Here is a 16,515-nt window from a genome sequence, read left to right as displayed (position 1 = left end):
CTGGCTGATCGAGATGGCGGACGACGGTCTCGAGGCGCTGCTGGGCTCGAATCAACGCCTGCAGGAAGCCGACTTCTCGGGCCTACTCGACGGCCTCCAGGAGGGCGCCAAGGACCTGGGCGAGCCCGGCCTGTATCTGCTGCTGCTTCTGGTCGCCATCACCCTGACCCGTTGGGTCCCCTACCGCTACTGGCGCTACCTGCACCGGGTGATGCCCCTGATCTACCTGGCACTCACCGCGCATGCCGTGCTGCTGGCGCCGCTGGTGTGGTGGCAGCAGCCCAGCGGCTGGCTGATGGCGCTGCTGGCAGCCGGCGGTAGCGTCGCCAGCCTGCAATCGCTGAGCGGGCAGATCGGCAGGAGCCGCTGCTACCAGGGGCTGGTGCAGGCCGTCAGGCAGACCTCGACCAGCCTCACGGAAGTCGTCTGCGAGATGAGCCAGCGGTGGCCAGGCCATCGCGCCGGTCAGTTCGCCCTGGTAACCTTCGAGCGCGGAGAAGGGGCGCATCCCTTTAGCCTGTCCAGCGCCGACAATGCCAGCGGGCGGGTCAACTTCCAGATCAAGGCGCTGGGCGACTATACTCGCAAGCTCCCGCAACGGCTCAGCCGTGGCCAGGCGGTGACGCTCGAGGGCCCCTACGGTCGCTTCGACCCCGACCGCGGCAGAAGAAACGCCCAGCAGGTCTGGGTGGCCGGTGGCATAGGGGTCACGCCGTTTCTGGCGGCCCTAGAGAAACGCCTGGTCGATGCCGACCCCGCACGCCCGGCGGTCACCCTGCACTACTGCACCGCCGGCGCCGCGGATGACCCGATGGTGGCTCGCCTGCAACGGCTGACGGAACAGCTGCCGGAGGTCTCGCTGCATCTCCACGACAGCCGGCAGGGACAACGATTGACCGCGGATCGACTGCGTCTCCACGATCGCCGAGTGGATCTCTGGTTCTGCGGACCCAAGGGCCTGGCCAGCGCTCTGCGCAGTGGCCTGAAGCAGCGCTCGCTTTCCCTACGTTTTCATCAGGAAAGCTACCAGTTCCGCTGAACGGCCGGGGCGCGGCCCCGACGCGCTGCACTGCGGCCAGCCACAGCCGGAGTCGCCGTCGGGGCAGCCATCCAGCATGCTCGGTTCGGCGTTGCATGCCGGGCAGTGGCCGATCACGGGAGCCGTCGCCGCCAGCCGGCGACGCTCGCCTCGTCCCGCGGGGCCGTGGAAGGGCTGATGCGACTGAGCGTAGAGGAGGCGGAGAAGCAATATGTACCTGACATTGGTCGATATCCTGCTGATCACCAGTATCGTGCAGTCTCTGGCGCTGTCCGCTTTCCTGCTGCTGCCGGAGACGTTCCGCCTGGTCAGCAACCGCCTGCTGGCAGCCAGCGTTCTCACCTTTGCCGCGGGCCTCGCCGAGGTCTTCCTCTATTCCACCGGGCTCGCCCTCGAGCATCCAAACCTGGCCTATCTGGGCACCCTGATCGGCCTGCTCCAGGTGAGCCTGCTCTATCTCTACGCGAAGTCGCTGATGTATCGTGACTTCCGGCTCGTTCCTGGGCACGCCATCCACAGCCTGCTGTTCTGGGTGATCTCAGCCATCTTCGTGGTGGAGTACTACCTGCAGCCCGACGAGGTGAAGCTGCAGATCCTGATGAGCCGCGACCACCCGGGAGTCCTCGCCTCACCACTGCTGGCGGTCGCCATCCATCTGGTATTTCTCGGCTACCTGTGGGCCACCATCCGTGAGCTCGGCAGCTTCGGCACCACGCTACGACAGCTCTTCTCCAATCTCGAAAGCAAGCAGCTGGCCTGGCTGCGCACGCTGTTGATCGGCTACGCCTGTGTCTGGACCGTCAGCCTGTTCTACTGCCTCTTTGCGCATATCTACAAGGATCTTGTGAGTGCCACGGCGGTATCCGCCGCCGGAGCCATTTCCGGCTTCCTGTTCATCAACTATCTGCTGATACACGCCCTGCGCCAGCCAGGCATATTCTCGGGATTGAGTGCAGAGGAGGTGCAGCTGGCGGAAAGCGAAGCGCCGAGCCGGGCCGCCCTGGTCAGTGCGGAGAACGCGGCGCTGCTGCGCCACCTTGATCGCCATATGACCGAGGCCCGCCCCTACCTGGACGCCAACCTCAGCGTGGACCAGTTGGCGCACCAGCTCGGCGTGCCCTCCCGCGATCTATCGCGCGCCATCAACGAGGGGCTCGGCAAGAACTTCTTCGAGCTCGTCAGCGACTACCGCATCGCCGAGGCCCGCCGTCAGCTGGAAGCCGCCGAAGCCGGCACCACCATCCTCCAGGTGATGTATGACTCGGGCTTCAACTCCAAGTCGGTCTTCAACACGGCGTTCAAGAAGGCCACCGGCATGACCCCCAGCGCCTACCGGGCGCAGCACTCCGCCTAGCAAGCCCTCCCCCTCCCTCTTTCCGGTTCGACTTTCACCCCCCTGAAGTTCGAACTCGTACCTCATTGATACATAGACATTTTTTTGCAAGACAGAAAAGGGTTCGAGAGTGCGCTAACGAACGACCCGGAGGTCTCTGCTCCCTATCATGGTGTCAACGCTGAGCAGCCAGCCCGCTGGCCTGACTCTTCACTTCACCATGACGGAGCAGACGACCATGACGACTTCCACTCTGAAAACCACCACCCTGCGTTCCGACGAGTTCTCCTGCCCCAGCTGTGTCGACAAGATCGAGACCAAGCTCAGGGGGCTGGAGGGCGTCGAATCCGCCGAGGTGAAGTTCGCTTCCGGCCGGGTACTGGTCAGCCACGATCCGGCGAAGGCCTCGGTGCGCGCCCTGGTCGATGCCGTGGCCGAGGTCGGCTTCAACGTCAAGCCTTCGGCCATCTGAGCGCCACGTTCACACAGGCAGGGGGCACTCCCGCCCCCTGCCAATCGCCCAGGAGAGACTCATGAAACAATGGAACACCTGGGGCGTGGTCATCGCCTCTGGCCTGTTGATCATCGCGTCCTGGCTCACCGGATCGGATTGGCTGATGATCGCCGCCGCCGCGGTGGCCGGCTATCGGATTGCCATCTCCGCCTACCAGGCCCTGCGCATCAAGACCGTCTCGATCGACCTGCTGGTCATCGTCGCCGCGGTGGGTGCCCTGTTCATTCACAATTATTGGGAATCCGCCGCGGTGACCTTCCTCTTCGCCCTCGGCGGTGCCCTGGAGAGGGCGACCCTGAACAAGACCCGTCAGGCCCTGTCGGACCTGGTGGACGCCGCCCCCGAAACAGCGACCGTGCTGCGCGACGGTGAGCCGCAAACCGTCGAGGTGTGGGAGCTGGTGCCCGGCGATACCGTGCTGATCAGGAACGGTGAGCAGGTGCCCGTGGATGGCACCGTCGTCTCCGGTCATGGCGGAGTGGATGAAGCCAGCATCACCGGTGAGTCGGTGCCCGCCGAGAAGGCCGAGGGCATGGAGGTGTTTGCCGGTACCTGGCTACGCTCCGGGGTGCTGCGTGTCCAGGCCGTTCGCATCGGCGCCAATACCGCCCTGGCCCGGATCATCCACCGCGTCGAAGACGCCCAGGATGCCAAGGCCAAGACCCAGACCTTCATGGAGAAGTTCGCCAAGTACTACACGCCTGGCGTGATGCTCAGCGCCTTGGTGATCGGTCTCTTGACGCGCAACGTGGAGCTGGCCCTGACCCTGTTGGTCATCGGCTGTCCGGGTGCACTGGTCATCTCCATCCCGGTTTCCATCGTCGCCGGCATCGGCCGCTCGGCCAAAGATGGTGTCCTGATCAAGGGGGGCGAGTTCCTCGAAACCTCCGCCCGGGTCAGCGCCGTGGTGGTGGACAAGACCGGCACACTGACCAACGGCCGCCCCGAGCTGACCGACGTGGTGGTGCTGGATGACGCCTGGAGCGAGGATCAGGTGCTTGCCCTGGCCGCCCGGGCGGAAACCGCCTCCGAGCACCCGCTGGCAGACGCCATCATCCGCGGCGCCGAGCAGCGTAAGCTGGCCGTGGCGATGGTGGAGCGCGCCGAGCCGGTGACCGGCAAGGGCATCCGCGCCGAGGTCGACGGCCATACCGTTGCCGTGGGCTCTGCCGACCTGCTCGACCACACCCCCGCCAACGACCGCATCCTGGCACTGAACGCCGCCGGCAAGACCGCCATGTTCGTCGGCGTGGACGGACGCGCCGTGGGGATCGTGGCCGTTGCCGACACCATCCGTGACGACGCCCGGGCCGCCGTCCAGGCCCTGCACGATAACGGCATCAAGGTGGTCATGGCCACCGGTGATGCCCGGCGTGTCGCCGACAACGTCGCCGCCGAGCTTGGCGTGGACGAAGTGCATGCCGACCTGCTGCCCGAGGACAAGCTGACTCTCGTCAAGGAACTGCAGCGCCAGGGGCATACCGTGGCCATGGTGGGCGACGGCGTCAACGACACCCCGGCGCTCGCCCAGGCCGACATCGGCGTGGCCATGGGTGCCGCCGGCTCACCGGCCGCCATCGAAACCGCCGATATCGCGCTGATGGCCGACCGCCTGCCACGTCTTCCCTATGCCCTGGGGCTGGCCAAGCGGACGGTGAACACCATGCGCCTCAACATCGCCATTGCCCTGCTGACGGTGGCCGTGCTGCTGGCCGGGGTGCTCGCCGGCGGAGTGACCATGGCCATCGGCATGCTGGTCCACGAGGCGTCCGTCCTGCTGGTCATCGCCATCGCCATGCTGCTGCTGCGCCCCACCCTCAAGGAGGCCAAGCAGTCGACAACGCAGCGCCACGAAGCCGCGGAGGTCCTGGCGTCATGATCGCCGCCGCGACGACTCGCACGATCGCTTACCCACGCACTACTGAGAATGGAGATTCATGATGTCGACCAAACTTTCCACTGCCATCATCCCCTTTACCCTAGCGGCCGCCCTGATGGTTTCCGGATCCAGCCTGGCTGCTGACACCGCGGCACTCGACCATGACCATGGCGACGCCCCCTTCGAGCTGCAGCTCAACGCTGGCGAAAAGTGGGCCATCGATGCCCCGCTGGGTAAAGCCATGGGCGATATCAGCATGGTGATGCGCGCCCCCATCGCGACCATCCATGAGGATCGGTTGCCGGCAGCAGAGTATGCGCCACTGGCCGAGCGGATCGATGACAGCGTCGCTTACATGGTTGCCAACTGCGAACTGCCGCCGGAGGCCGATGCTCAACTGCACATGATCATCGCCCAACTGGTGAGCGGTGCGGACAAGATGGCCGGCAACCATGCCGACGCCACACCCCGTGCGGGAGCGGTACAAGTGCTGGGCGCACTAGAGGCCTATGCGCGCTATTTCGATGACCCCGACTTCGTGCCTGTCACTCACTAGGCTTTGTCTGAAAAGTCGGCGAGCGAAGGTCAAACAAGGCAAAAATCGGCGAAAAGACGGAGTTTACGGGGTGTAAATGAGTACTTTGAGTCGATTTTTAACGCCGTATGGCCGAGCGCAGCCAGTTTTCGGACATAGCCTAGGTCACCGCCCGGCATCAAGGAGCCCGGCGTGCAAAGCACGCCGGGCTCCTTGGCTACTGCCTATCGGGGAGCGGCCCCGCCCGCTGAGCCCAATGGCTCAGCCGCACTTCGACCAGCCGCAGCCGGAGTAGCAGGTGGGGCAGCCGTCCATCATGACCAGCTCGCCGTTGCACTCGGGACAGTGGCCCACCACGGTGGGGCCGTCGGCCTTGGCATGGGCGGCCTCCTCGGCCTTGCGCTCGGCCTGCTCGATCTCCTCCGCGGTGGGCGGCATCCACAGGTGGCCGCTGGCCTGGCGCTGGGCGTAGCGGGCCACCAGCTCCTCCACCGGCACCTGGTTGCCATCCTGGTCGAGGAAGCCGCGGCGGTAGAGGATCTGCTGGATCGACCAGGCGATGGCCGCCACCTCGGAGTCGTGGAATACCGGCTTGCCCCAGCGGTTCATGCCGCAGCGCACCAGGCCCTTGTCCCAGGCCACCTTGCGCAGGTCGGCCACTGCCTGGGTGACGTAGCCACCGCGGGCGGCCAGCGACAGGCTGCGCATGGTGGCGGTGATCCACTGGTGTTCGCTGGAGAGCTGGCCGGAGGGGAAGAAGAACTCCACCGGACGCTCGATCACCACCCGCTTGCCATTGAGCACGCCCTCCACGGGCATGAAGGAGACCAGCAGGTAGACCTTCTTGCGGCCCTCGGCACCGACGTAGGAGATCTTCTCCGACACGGCTTCCAGGGTGCCCTCGGGACGCGAGGGGATGCGCACCGTGAGTGGGTTCTCCTCGGCCAGCGGCGGCGCTTCCACCGCCTTCTTAACGCTGTAGGACACGATCTTGGAATTGATCTCGACGGCCATCAGAGGGCTCCTCCGGAAAGTTGTTGGGTGGCACTGGGCATCCATCGCTCGGGGCTGATCCGGCAAGTGCCGTAATTACCACTTGCCATAGGTGCCTTCCTTCAACGCATCATAGAGGTTCGCCGCGTTGTGCTCCTCGCCGTCGTAGATGACCTTCTCATCGCCGGCCAGCTCCACGCTCTCGCCGTTCTCCAGCTCGAACACGTAGGTGGTGTTCTTGAGGTCGTCCTCGCGCACCAGCACGCCCTGGAAGGCCTCGGGGTTGAAGCGGAAGGTGGTGCAGCCCTTGAGCTTGCTCTGGTAGGCATCGAGGTAGAGGTCCTTGAACTCCTCGAAGGGGAACTCGGTGGGCACGTTCACCGTCTTGGAGATCGCCGAGTCGACCCACGCCTGGGCGGCGGCCTGCACCGCCACGTGCTGCTTGGGACTCACCGCATCGGCGGTGATGAAGTAGTCGGGCAGGTCGCTCTCCACGGCGTCGGCGGCGATGAAGTGGCGGTAGGCCGCCAGCTCGAAGGAAACCACCTCGACCTGCTCCTTGGTCTTCTTGCCCGCCTGGATGACGTTGCGGAAGTAGCGGTGCGAGAACGACGGCTCGATGCCGTTGGAGGCGTTGTTGCCCAGCGACAGCGAAATGGTGCCGGTGGGCGCGATGGAGCTATGGTGGGTGAAGCGCGCACCGTGCTCGGCGAGCTGGGCGACCAGCTCCGGCTCCACCTCGGCGACCTTCTGCATGTAGCGGCTGTAGCGGGCGTGCAGGATGCGACCGGGCACCTTGTCGCCGATCTCGTAGCCGTCCTTCTTCAGCTCGGGACGCTCGCGCAGCATCTTCGGGGTAATCTCATAGTCCTCGGCCAGCGCCGGGGCCATGCCCTTCTCGCGGGAGAGCTCGAGAGCCTGCTTCCAGCCCTCGATGGCCAGGTTGCGGCTCACCTCCTCGGTGAAGGCCAACGACTCCGGCGAGCCATAGGGGATCTTGAGCATGGTCAGGGTCGAGCCCAGGCCCAGGAAGCCCATGCCGTGGCGGCGCTTGGCCTCGATCTCGCGGCGCTGGCCCGAAAGCGGCAGGCCGCTGATCTCCACCACGTTGTCGAGCATACGGGTGAAGATGGCCACCACCTGGCGGTAGCGCTCCCAGTCGAAGCGCGGCGTCTTGCCGAAGGGATCGATGACGAAGCGGGTCAGGTTCACCGAGCCCAGCAGGCAGGCGCCCTCGGGGGGCAGCGGCTGCTCGCCGCAGGGGTTGGTGGCGCGGATCTCCTCGCAGAACCAGTTGTTGTTCATCCGATTGACCTGGTCGATCAGGATGAAGCCCGGCTCGGCGTAGTCGTAGGTGGAGCGCATGATGGTATCCCACAGCTCGCGGGCCTTGATCACCTCGACGATGCGGCAGGCCACGCGGCCCTCGGCGTCGACGGTGTAGCCCTCCTCCACCACCGGCCAGTCGCGGTAGATCAGCTCGCTCTCCTGGACGTCATCCTTCTCGCCCGCGTGCAGCGGGAAGGCCAGGGGCCACTCGGCGTCGTGCTTCACTGCCTCCATGAACTCGTCGGTGATCAGCAGGCTGAGGTTGAACTGGCGCAGGCGGCCCGCCTCGCGCTTGGCCTCGATGAACTGGCGCACGTCGGGGTGGCCGACGTCGAAGGTGCCCATCTGGGCGCCGCGGCGACCGCCCGCGGAAGCCACCGTGAAGCACATCTTGTCGTAGATATCCATGAACGCCAGGGGGCCGTTGGTGCCGGCCCCGGCGCCGAACACGAAGGCGCCCTTGTGGCGCAGGGTGGAGAAGTCGTAGCCGATGCCGCAGCCCGCCTTGAGGGTCATGCCGGCATCCACCACGGAGTCGAGGATATCGTGCATGGAGTCGCGGATGGTGCGCGACACCGTGCAGTTGATCAGGCTCACCGCCGGCTTGTAGGCCTCGGCGCCGGCGTTGGACATGATTCGCCCGGCGGGGATGGCACCGTTCTCCAGCGCCCAGCGGAACTTCGCCAGCCAGGTGTTGGCCTGCTTGCCTTCCACCGCGGCCAGCGCCCGGGCCACGCGATCCCAGGTGGCGGCCACGTCCTGGTCCACGGGCTGGCCGTGACGGTCCTTGAGGCGGTACTTGGAGTCCCAGATGTCGCGGGACGGCCCCTGCAGGGGCACCTCGTTGGATGACTTCACTGGCTTGGTGGAAGTGCTCATTCGGATGGCTCCGGAAGAAATGCGTTAATCGAAAAAAATCAGCCCGTACGTCTTGCCAGCCGCTCCAGGCGCACCAGCAGCTCGCCGAAGGGGCCCTGGGCCAGTCCCTCCTCGCGACCGTCGAGCAGGTTCTTGACCATCAGGCCCAGTTCGGTGTCGCCCTCGATCAGCAGCCGGCGCTGGAAGAACAGCGCATCGGGATCCTCGCGGCGGGTGGCCAGGCAGAGGAACTCCCGCCAGCCACCACGGATGGTGGCCTCGCCAGGCTCGGTGCACACCGCCAGGCGCTCGCCCTCCAGGGTGAGCGTCAGGGCCACGCCGATATCCTCGATGGCCAGGGTAATGCGGCGCCCCTCCAGGGCGTCGAACTCCCCCTCGGCCAGGGGCTCGGCGAAGGTGCGATTGAGCAACGGTTCCACCAGACGACGCTTCAGGCCGACCGGCACGCGCGGATCGAGGGCGCGAATCAGATGGACGGGGGCGGGAGGACGCGGCAGGGCTTGTAACGGTAAAGGCAACAACGGCAGGGACATGACAGCTCTCCTGAAGGGTAACCATGCGGCCAGGGCCGCCGAACCGTTTATCCTAGGCCGGTGCTCCCGGGGCTGCACTGACATGCATCATGTCGGTGACAGGCCCTCTGCTCACCCGCGGCCCGACTACCATATATAGACAATATCTAGTCAGCAAGCCCTATATCTGGTTAAAAACACCAAACATCATGACCCATTTTCATTTGACAGCCTAACCGCTTGAAGCGACGACAGAATCACCGGTGCGGCGATAGATGAGATCCCAGACGCCATGCCCCAGCCGCTCCCCGCGGGCCTCGAACTTGGTCAACGGACGGAACGCCGGCCGCGGCACATAGGGGGCGGTCTCGGGCCCTGCGGTGTTGGCGAAACCCGGGGCGGCATCCATTACCTCGGCCATCCACTCGGCGTAGGCCTCCCAATCGGTGGCCAGGTGGAAGGTGCCGCCGACCTTCAGCCGCGTGCGCACCAGCTCGACGAAGGCGGGCTGCACGATACGCCGCTTGTGGTGCTTCTTCTTGGGCCAGGGGTCGGGGAAGAACAGCTGCACGGCGTCGAGGCTCGCCTCGGGCAGGCACTCCTCGAGCACCCGCAGGGCGTCCTCTCGGTAGACGCGCAGGTTGGTGAGGCCGCGCTTGTCGACCTCGTCGAGCAGCTTGCCGACGCCCGGCGCATGCACCTCGATGCCGATGAAGTCGGTGCCCGGGTGGGTTTCGGCCTGCTCCACCAGCGAGGCGCCCATGCCGAAGCCGATCTCCACCACGCAGGGCGCGCGGCGACCGAACAGCGTTTCGAGCGCCTGACGACCGTCGGCCAGGGTCAGCCCCAGCCGCGGCCACACCTCCTCGAGCCCGCGGGTCTGGGCCTGGGTCATGCGCCCGGCACGCAGCACATAGCTCTTGATGCCGCGGCGGTGCAGCGGGGCATCCGCTCCCTCCGGGCCGGTGGTCTTGTCGTCGTGATGGGGGTCGGTCATGGCGCGGGACAACTCTCTGGACGGAATCTTCTGGGCTTGGATGAATCGGGGGCGCGTATTGTAGCGGCTAAGGCCGCCGCGGGGTACGGTAGCGTCCGAATCCAGACAACCGCGAGGAGACCGAGATGCACGACAGGGGATGGTGGCTGGTCGCGGCGCTGTCCGGCGCCCTGGTGGTGGTCGCCGGCGCCTTCGGCGCCCACGCCCTGGAGGGACAGCTGGCCCCGCGACTGGCGGCGGCCTTCGCGACCGGGGTGCGCTACCAGGCGTGGCATACCCTGGCACTGCTGGCCGTGCTCGCCTGGCGCGCCTCTTGCCCGATCGCCGGCCAGCGGCTGGCCATGGGGCTATGGGCATCCGGCAGCACGCTTTTCTCCGGTTCACTCTACGCCATGGCGCTCACCGGCGCGACGGGACTTGGCATGATCACACCGATCGGCGGAGTGCTGATGATCGGCGGCTGGCTGGCGCTGGCCGGGGCCGTCCTGCGCGGCCGCTGAGGCGCGTCAGTCGCGATCGGGCAGGGCGTAGGTGGCGGTGACCAGGGCCACCGGCTCCTCCTGCCCGGCGGAGAAGAGCTGCACCTCGCCCACCGCCAGGCGACGCCCCAGCTTGAGCAGGCGCGCCGTGGCGATGATATCGCGGTCGCCACGGGGGCGGCGCAGGAAACGGCAGTGCAGGTCGCTGGTCACCGCCATCGGCTCCGGCCCGATCTCGGCGAGGATCGCCACGTAGAGGCAGACGTCGGCCAGGCCCATCAGGGTGGGACCGGAAACGCTCGCACCGGGGCGCAGGTGCTCGTCGTCGATGGCCAGGCTCATGGTGGCCTTCATATGATCGACGGCCTCGATGGTGCCGATGCGCTGGGGGAAGATCTCGTCGAGGAAATCCTCGATGGCGGCGGCGGTCATCATGGGCATGCAAGCCTCCCTGCGATAGCGCGTGAGAAAACAGCCCACACCATAGCCGACCGCCGCAGGAATCGACAGAGGCTGAACGCCGACGCCCCCCGCGGCATGACCGCGGGGGCGTCGGCTCGATGCCTCGGCCGGGGAGGCCGAGACGAGGGGTGTTACCTGGCCTTGTGCACCGCACGCCAGTGGTGCAGCAGCGGCTCGGTGTAGCCGGAGGGCTGCTCGCGTCCCTTGAAAATCAGGTCGCTGGCGGCCTGGAAGGCGCTGGAGTCCTGGAAGTTCGCGCTCATCGGCGTGTACTCCGGGTCACCGGCGTTCTGCGCGTCGACCACCTTGGCCATGCGCTCCAGGGTCTCCTGGACGCGGGCGGCATCGACCACGCCGTGATGCAGCCAGTTGGCGATGTGCTGGCTGGAGATGCGCAGGGTGGCGCGGTCCTCCATCAGGCCCACGTCGTGGATGTCCGGCACCTTGGAACAGCCCACGCCATGCTCGACCCAACGCACCACGTAGCCGAGGATGCCCTGGCAGTTGTTGTCGAGCTCCTGCTGGCGCTCCTCGTTGCTCCAGTCGGCGCTCTCGGCCACCGGCACACTGAGCAGCTCATCCAGGCAGTCCGGCGCGCCCTGGCCTTCAAGCTCGCGCTGCAGGGTGGCGACGTCGACCTGATGGTAGTGCAGGGCGTGCAGGGTGGCGGCGGTCGGCGACGGCACCCAGGCGGTGTTGGCACCGGCCTTGGGATGGCCGATCTTCTGCTCGAGCATAGCGGCCATCAGGTCCGGCATGGCCCACATGCCCTTGCCGATCTGGGCGCGGCCGCGCAGGCCACAGGCCAGGCCAACCTGGACGTTGTTCTTCTCGTAGGCGTGGATCCAGGCGGCACCCTTCATGTCGCCCTTGCGGATCATCGGCCCCGCCTCCATGGCGGTGTGCATCTCGTCGCCGGTGCGGTCGAGGAAGCCGGTGTTGATGAACACCACACGCGACGCCGCCTGGGCGATGCACGCCTTCAGGTTCACCGAGGTGCGGCGCTCCTCGTCCATGATGCCCATCTTCAGGGTATCCCGCGCCATTCCCAGCAGGTCCTCGATGCGACCGAACAGCTCGTTGGCGAACGCCACTTCCTTGGGCCCGTGCATCTTGGGCTTGACGATATAGACCGAGCCTTCGCGAGAGTTGCGTGCCTCGCCCTCGCCCTTGTTAAGGTCATGCAGGGCGAGCAGGCTGGTGATGATACCGTCGAGAATGCCCTCGGGCAGCTCGTTGCCCTCGCCGTCGAGCACCGCTGGAGTGGTCATCAGGTGGCCGACGTTACGCACGAACATCAGCGAGCGGCCCGGCAGGGTCACGCTGCCGCCGTCGGTGTTCTGCCAGGTGCGATCGGCATGCAGGCGACGGGTGAAGGTCTTGCCGCCCTTCTCCACCGGCTCCTCGAGGTCACCCTTCATCAGGCCCAGCCAGCTGGCATAGACGCCCACCTTGTCCTCGGCATCCACCGCGGCCACCGAGTCCTCGCAGTCCATGATGGTGGTCAGCGCGGCCTCGACCACCACGTCCTTGACCCCGGCCGGATCGGTCTTGCCGATCGGGTGAGTCGGATCGATCTGGATCTCCAGGTGCAGGCCATGGTTGCTCAGCAGGATCGCCTCGGGGCTCTCGGCCGGGCCGTTGAAGCCCACCAGCTTGCCGGCGTCCTTGAGACCGCTCTCGCGGCCACCCTCGAGGGTGACCACCAGGTGACCGTCACGCAGGGCGTACTTGACGGCATCGCGGTGGGAGCCGGTGGCCAGCGGTGCGGCACGATCCAGCACGCCGCGGGCGTAGGCGATGACCTTCTCGCCACGCTTGGGGTTGAAGCTCGAGCCCTTCTCGGCGCCGTTCTCCTCGGAGATGGCATCGGTGCCATAGAGCGCGTCGTAGAGGCTGCCCCAGCGGGCATTGGCGGCGTTCAGCGCATAGCGGGCGTTGTTGACCGGCACCACCAGCTGGGGGCCGGCCTGGATCGCGATCTCGCGATCGACATTGGCGGTGCTCACCTTGACCGAGCTCGGCGCCTCGACCAGATAGCCGATCTCCTTGAGGAAGGCGCGATAGCCGGACATGTCACGCACCGGGCCAGGATTCTCCCGATGCCAGGTATCGAGCTGCTCTTGCAGGCGGTCACGCTCGGCGAGAAGTTCGCGGTTCTTCGGCGTCAAGTCATGGAAGAGGGCATCGACGCCGACCCAGAAGGCCTCGGCGTCGATGCCGGTGCCCGGCAGCGCCTGTTCGGTGATGAAGCGGTCCAGTTCGGCGGCCACCCGGAGGCGGTGACGCGTGACACGCTGGGTCATGGTGAATCTCCTCGCATGGGGCAGGCGGCGGGTACACACCGGACTGCCATCGACAGGGTTGGGGTGACTGTGTCGCTCTGATTTTGTGGAAAATCGTTCCATATGTAAAGCCGGAGTGGCATCGCCAGCGCCGGGACTCGACCAAAAGATAAGACCGCGAGGCCCGTTCGCTCGGCAATCATGGTGCCACCTCGCGCTTGCCGCTAGCATGGTGGCGCACCGTGGAGAATGCGATGAGCGATTTCACCCCCCTGCAGGCCCTGGGACCCTTCCGCTGGATCGACCCCGCCGACGAGCTGCCGGGCGGCGACCACCTGCAGCGCTACCTGGGCCACTACGGCCTGGCGCCCCTGCTCGCCAGGCACGTGGGACTGCACCTGGGCTTCCTAGAGGCCGGCGCCTTCCGCCTGTGGGCCTCGGTATGGAGCCCCGTCGAGCCCATCGGCACGGCCTTCGTGGTCCACGGCTACTTCGACCACCTGGGGCTCTATCGCCACCTGCTCGAACGCCTGCTGGAGCGCGGCTGGCGAGTGGTGCTCTGGGATCTGCCCGGGCATGGCCTCTCCAGCGGCCAGCGCGCCTCGATTACCGACTTCGACGACTATGGCGGCTGCCTGCACGCCCTCCAGGACCACCTGGAGGCCGAAGGGCTGGCGCCGCACCCCTGGCTGGGCATCGGCCAGAGCACCGGCGCGGCGATCCTCGCCACCGACGCCCTGACCCGCGGCGCGGACGACAGCTGGGCCGGCCTGGCCCTGCTGGCACCGCTGGTGCGACCCTGGGGCTGGCGTCAGTCAAGCTGGCTGCACCTGCTGGTGGGCCCCTTCGTGCGCTCCATCCCACGCAAGTTCCGCGACAACTCTACCGACGCCGAATTCGCCGCCTTCCTGCGCGACCAGGACCCGCTCCAGGCCAGCCGCGTGGAGGTGGACTGGGTGAGCGCCATGCGCCGCTGGATGCCGCGGCTGCTGGCGCTGCCCCCCAACCCGGTACCGACCCTGATCCTGCAGGGTGAACAGGATCTGACCGTGGACTGGGAGTGGAACCTGGAGGTACTCAAGAAGAAGTTTCCCAACGCCCAGGTGCATCTGCATCCTGAGGCGCGCCACCACCTGGTCAATGAGGCGGAGCCCATCCGCCAGGCACTGTTTGAAAGCCTGGATCGCTTTATCGATGCCCTGGCGCCCGACACCGCAGTGGAGGACACAACATCATGAGGACCGCGCCCCTTCGCCTGGCCACCCTGCTGGTACTGACCCCACTGGCATCGGCCCTGCTCGCCGGCTGCGCCGCCCCCCCCGAACGCCCCGACAGCAGCATCCGCCAGGCGCTGTTCAACCTCGGCGAGCGCGCCGCCGCGCTGGTGATGTCGGCGCCGAACCTACCGCAGCCACCCAGCGACCAGGTGCTGCTGCTGGCGCGCCCCGAGATCAACGCCAGCCTCGGCATCGAGAACGCGCGCTTCAACGAGAGCCTGGTACGCGCCCTGCTGGCAATCAGCGATGGCCCCCAGGTGCTCGACTGGAACACCAGCCTGACCGACAGCAGCGATAACCAGTGGCGCCTGGAGAGCCGCCTGATGGCCGACGGCCCACGCCTCTCGCTCTCCGACCGTGAGCTGCTGCCCTACCGCCTGACGCTGACCCTGCGACACCCCGGCGAGGAGGCGACGCGCTGGGAGGAGAGCCTGCAGGGCGCCCTGGACGCCACGGCGCTATAACCATCGCGAAAGGCGCGCTCACCCCTTGAGGAGCCTATCGAGCTGGCGATAGCCCACCGCCTCGATCAGCTGCTCGCGCTCGGGACGCGTCACCCCGGCCAGGTCGGCCAGGGTCAGCGCCACCCGCAGCACGCGATGATAGGCCCGCGCCGAGAGCTTGAGCCGCTCGAGCACCTCGGCCAGCCAGGCGCGATCCGGCGCCGAGAGGCCACAGGCCGTCTCCAGTTCCCTCCCCGCCAGATGGGCATTCAGTGCGCCCCGCGCCAGCTGCCGCTCGCGGGCGGCGAGCACTCGGCTGCGCACCGTGGCGGAGTCCTCCCCCGGCTGGTTGGCGGTGAGCTGCTCCGGGGGGAGTGCCGGCACCTCCACCTGCAGGTCGATGCGATCGAGCAGCGGCCCCGATAGCCGCGACTGGTAGCGCTGAATTTGCGCCGCGGTGCAGTGGCAGGCCTGGCGCGGGTCGCCCAGGTGGCCACACGGGCAAGGATTCATCGCCGCCACGAGCATGAAGCGCGCCGGGTAGCGCCGCTCATGGCTGGCCCGGGCGATATGAATGCGACCAGACTCCATGGGCTCGCGCATCACCTCCAGCACATGGCGCGGGAACTCCGGCAGCTCGTCGAGGAACAGCACCCCATGGTGGGCCAGGGAGATCTCGCCGGGGCGCGGCCGCGCGCCACCACCCACCAGGGCCACGGCACTGGCGGTATGGTGCGGCGCACGGAAGGGGCGCCGGCCCCACTCGGCCCGTAGCGGCAGCCCGCTCACCGAGCGCACCGCCGCCACCTCCAGGGCCTCGTCGTCGGTGAGCGGCGGCAGGATGCCCGGGAGGCGGCTGGCCAGCATGGTCTTGCCAGTGCCTGGCGGACCGGCGAACAGCAGGTTGTGAGACCCCGCGGCGGCCACCTCCAGCGCGCGGCGCGCCTGGAACTGGCCGCGCACCTCGGCAAGGTCGGGCAACGGCCGGGTGGCCGCGGGCGGGTGCGACAGCCGGTGGGGAGCGATAGGGGCCTGGCCCAGGAGGTGGGCGACCACGTCCAGCAGGTGGTCGGCCGGCAGCACCTCGAGCTCGCCGGCCAGGGCCGCCTCGTCGGCGTTGGCTCGCGGCACGATCAGCCGCCGCCCGGCGCGGCGCGCCGCCAAAGCCAGCGGCAGCACGCCCTCTACCCGCCTGAGGGCGCCATCCAGCGCCAGCTCGCCGACGCTCTCGGTCGCCTCCAGGCAACCGGGCGGCAGTTGGCCGGAGGCGAGCAGCAGCCCCAGGGCGATGGGCAAGTCGAAACGGCCACCCTCCTTGGGCAGGTCGGCGGGGGCCAGGTTGAGGGTGATGCGCCGCAGTGGATACTCGAAGCCGGCGTTGACCAGGGCGCTGCGCACCCGCTCACGGCTCTCCTTCACCGCCGTTTCCGGCAGCCCGACCAGCGTCATGCTGGGCAGGCCATTGGAGAGGTGTACTTCCACCTGCACCTCGGGTGCCTCCAGGCCGAGCCCGGCCCGGGTGTGCACGATCGCCAGCGTCATGGGCGTTCCCTCGCGGA

15 protein-coding genes are annotated in these 16,515 nt (G+C 67.3%); 8 read left to right on the top strand and 7 right to left on the bottom strand.

Annotated features, from left to right (window positions below):
* Positions 1-13 precede the first annotated feature (13 nt).
* The 5 genes from NFH66_RS00560 (at position 14) to NFH66_RS00540 (ending at position 5,321) form a co-directional block, all read left to right on the top strand.
* Positions 14-1,039, top strand: coding sequence for a ferredoxin reductase family protein (locus NFH66_RS00560; protein WP_349607491.1), 1,026 nt, complete (start codon positions 14-16; stop codon positions 1,037-1,039).
* Between the two features lie 211 nt (positions 1,040-1,250).
* Entirely contained in the window at positions 1,251-2,393 is a 1,143-nt protein-coding gene (locus tag NFH66_RS00555; RefSeq protein ID WP_349607489.1) for a helix-turn-helix domain-containing protein, read from the top strand.
* A 217-nt stretch (positions 2,394-2,610) separates the two neighbouring features.
* The gene (locus NFH66_RS00550; protein ID WP_349607488.1) at positions 2,611-2,844 is read left to right on the top strand and encodes a heavy-metal-associated domain-containing protein; all 234 of its coding nucleotides are present in this window, start codon (positions 2,611-2,613) and stop codon (positions 2,842-2,844) included.
* A gap of 61 nt (positions 2,845-2,905) precedes the next feature.
* Entirely contained in the window at positions 2,906-4,765 is a 1,860-nt protein-coding gene (locus NFH66_RS00545) for a heavy metal translocating P-type ATPase (RefSeq protein WP_349607487.1), read from the top strand.
* 61 nt (positions 4,766-4,826) lie between these two features.
* The gene (locus NFH66_RS00540) at positions 4,827-5,321 is read left to right on the top strand and encodes a hypothetical protein (protein WP_349607486.1); all 495 of its coding nucleotides are present in this window, start codon (positions 4,827-4,829) and stop codon (positions 5,319-5,321) included.
* A gap of 240 nt (positions 5,322-5,561) precedes the next feature.
* Here NFH66_RS00540 and NFH66_RS00535 read toward each other — a convergent pair whose 3' ends face one another.
* From NFH66_RS00535 to trmB, 4 genes are all read right to left on the bottom strand, one after another.
* Positions 5,562-6,314: a ribonucleoside-diphosphate reductase gene (locus tag NFH66_RS00535; protein WP_349607485.1), complete on the bottom strand. Its 753-nt coding sequence runs from the start codon at positions 6,312-6,314 to the stop codon at positions 5,562-5,564.
* Between the two features lie 75 nt (positions 6,315-6,389).
* Positions 6,390-8,501, bottom strand: coding sequence for an adenosylcobalamin-dependent ribonucleoside-diphosphate reductase (locus NFH66_RS00530; RefSeq protein ID WP_349607484.1), 2,112 nt, complete (start codon positions 8,499-8,501; stop codon positions 6,390-6,392).
* Positions 8,502-8,539: 38 nt separating this feature from the next.
* A complete protein-coding gene (gene ubiT / locus NFH66_RS00525; RefSeq protein WP_349607483.1) occupies positions 8,540-9,034 on the bottom strand; it encodes a ubiquinone anaerobic biosynthesis accessory factor UbiT in 495 nt (164 codons plus the stop codon).
* A gap of 211 nt (positions 9,035-9,245) precedes the next feature.
* Entirely contained in the window at positions 9,246-10,010 is a 765-nt protein-coding gene (trmB, locus tag NFH66_RS00520; RefSeq protein WP_349607482.1) for a tRNA (guanosine(46)-N7)-methyltransferase TrmB, read from the bottom strand.
* A 125-nt stretch (positions 10,011-10,135) separates the two neighbouring features.
* On the opposite strand from trmB, the gene NFH66_RS00515 reads away from it, so the two are divergent.
* Positions 10,136-10,510, top strand: coding sequence for a DUF423 domain-containing protein (locus NFH66_RS00515; RefSeq protein WP_349607481.1), 375 nt, complete (start codon positions 10,136-10,138; stop codon positions 10,508-10,510).
* A gap of 6 nt (positions 10,511-10,516) precedes the next feature.
* Here the strand turns inward: NFH66_RS00515 and NFH66_RS00510 are convergent, their stop codons facing one another.
* On the bottom strand, positions 10,517-10,930 hold the full coding sequence (locus NFH66_RS00510) for a PaaI family thioesterase (RefSeq protein WP_349607480.1): 414 nt from the start codon (positions 10,928-10,930) through the stop codon (positions 10,517-10,519).
* A gap of 152 nt (positions 10,931-11,082) precedes the next feature.
* Positions 11,083-13,257 carry a malate synthase G gene (locus NFH66_RS00505; RefSeq protein WP_349607479.1) on the bottom strand — a complete coding sequence of 725 codons (2,175 nt, stop codon included), beginning with the start codon at positions 13,255-13,257 and terminating at the stop codon, positions 11,083-11,085.
* A 233-nt stretch (positions 13,258-13,490) separates the two neighbouring features.
* Here NFH66_RS00505 and NFH66_RS00500 point away from each other — a divergent pair, with 233 nt between their 5' ends.
* Positions 13,491-14,474, top strand: coding sequence for an alpha/beta hydrolase (locus tag NFH66_RS00500; RefSeq protein WP_349607477.1), 984 nt, complete (start codon positions 13,491-13,493; stop codon positions 14,472-14,474).
* Positions 14,471-14,977: a hypothetical protein gene (locus NFH66_RS00495; RefSeq protein WP_349607476.1), complete on the top strand. Its 507-nt coding sequence runs from the start codon at positions 14,471-14,473 to the stop codon at positions 14,975-14,977. Before NFH66_RS00500 ends, NFH66_RS00495 begins: the two co-directional genes overlap by 4 nt.
* Positions 14,978-14,995: 18 nt before the next feature.
* Here NFH66_RS00495 and NFH66_RS00490 read toward each other — a convergent pair whose 3' ends face one another.
* Positions 14,996-16,498, bottom strand: coding sequence for a YifB family Mg chelatase-like AAA ATPase (locus NFH66_RS00490; protein WP_349607474.1), 1,503 nt, complete (start codon positions 16,496-16,498; stop codon positions 14,996-14,998).
* Between the last annotated feature and the right edge of the window lie 17 nt (positions 16,499-16,515).

Source organism: Halomonas sp. H10-9-1 (assembly GCF_040147005.1).
GTDB lineage: Bacteria > Pseudomonadota > Gammaproteobacteria > Pseudomonadales > Halomonadaceae > Halomonas.
This window is presented reverse-complemented; position numbering and strand designations above follow the sequence as displayed.

Coding starts and splice junctions, on each gene's coding strand:
- NFH66_RS00560 (WP_349607491.1), top strand. CDS start 14: ATGGCGGACGACGGTCTCGAGGCGCTGCTGGGCTCGAATCAACGCCTG.
- NFH66_RS00555 (WP_349607489.1), top strand. CDS start 1,251: ATGTACCTGACATTGGTCGATATCCTGCTGATCACCAGTATCGTGCAG.
- NFH66_RS00550 (WP_349607488.1), top strand. CDS start 2,611: ATGACGACTTCCACTCTGAAAACCACCACCCTGCGTTCCGACGAGTTC.
- NFH66_RS00545 (WP_349607487.1), top strand. CDS start 2,906: ATGAAACAATGGAACACCTGGGGCGTGGTCATCGCCTCTGGCCTGTTG.
- NFH66_RS00540 (WP_349607486.1), top strand. CDS start 4,827: ATGTCGACCAAACTTTCCACTGCCATCATCCCCTTTACCCTAGCGGCC.
- NFH66_RS00535 (WP_349607485.1), bottom strand. CDS start 6,314: ATGGCCGTCGAGATCAATTCCAAGATCGTGTCCTACAGCGTTAAGAAG.
- NFH66_RS00530 (WP_349607484.1), bottom strand. CDS start 8,501: ATGAGCACTTCCACCAAGCCAGTGAAGTCATCCAACGAGGTGCCCCTG.
- ubiT (WP_349607483.1), bottom strand. CDS start 9,034: ATGTCCCTGCCGTTGTTGCCTTTACCGTTACAAGCCCTGCCGCGTCCT.
- trmB (WP_349607482.1), bottom strand. CDS start 10,010: ATGACCGACCCCCATCACGACGACAAGACCACCGGCCCGGAGGGAGCG.
- NFH66_RS00515 (WP_349607481.1), top strand. CDS start 10,136: ATGCACGACAGGGGATGGTGGCTGGTCGCGGCGCTGTCCGGCGCCCTG.
- NFH66_RS00510 (WP_349607480.1), bottom strand. CDS start 10,930: ATGCCCATGATGACCGCCGCCGCCATCGAGGATTTCCTCGACGAGATC.
- NFH66_RS00505 (WP_349607479.1), bottom strand. CDS start 13,257: ATGACCCAGCGTGTCACGCGTCACCGCCTCCGGGTGGCCGCCGAACTG.
- NFH66_RS00500 (WP_349607477.1), top strand. CDS start 13,491: ATGAGCGATTTCACCCCCCTGCAGGCCCTGGGACCCTTCCGCTGGATC.
- NFH66_RS00495 (WP_349607476.1), top strand. CDS start 14,471: ATGAGGACCGCGCCCCTTCGCCTGGCCACCCTGCTGGTACTGACCCCA.
- NFH66_RS00490 (WP_349607474.1), bottom strand. CDS start 16,498: ATGACGCTGGCGATCGTGCACACCCGGGCCGGGCTCGGCCTGGAGGCA.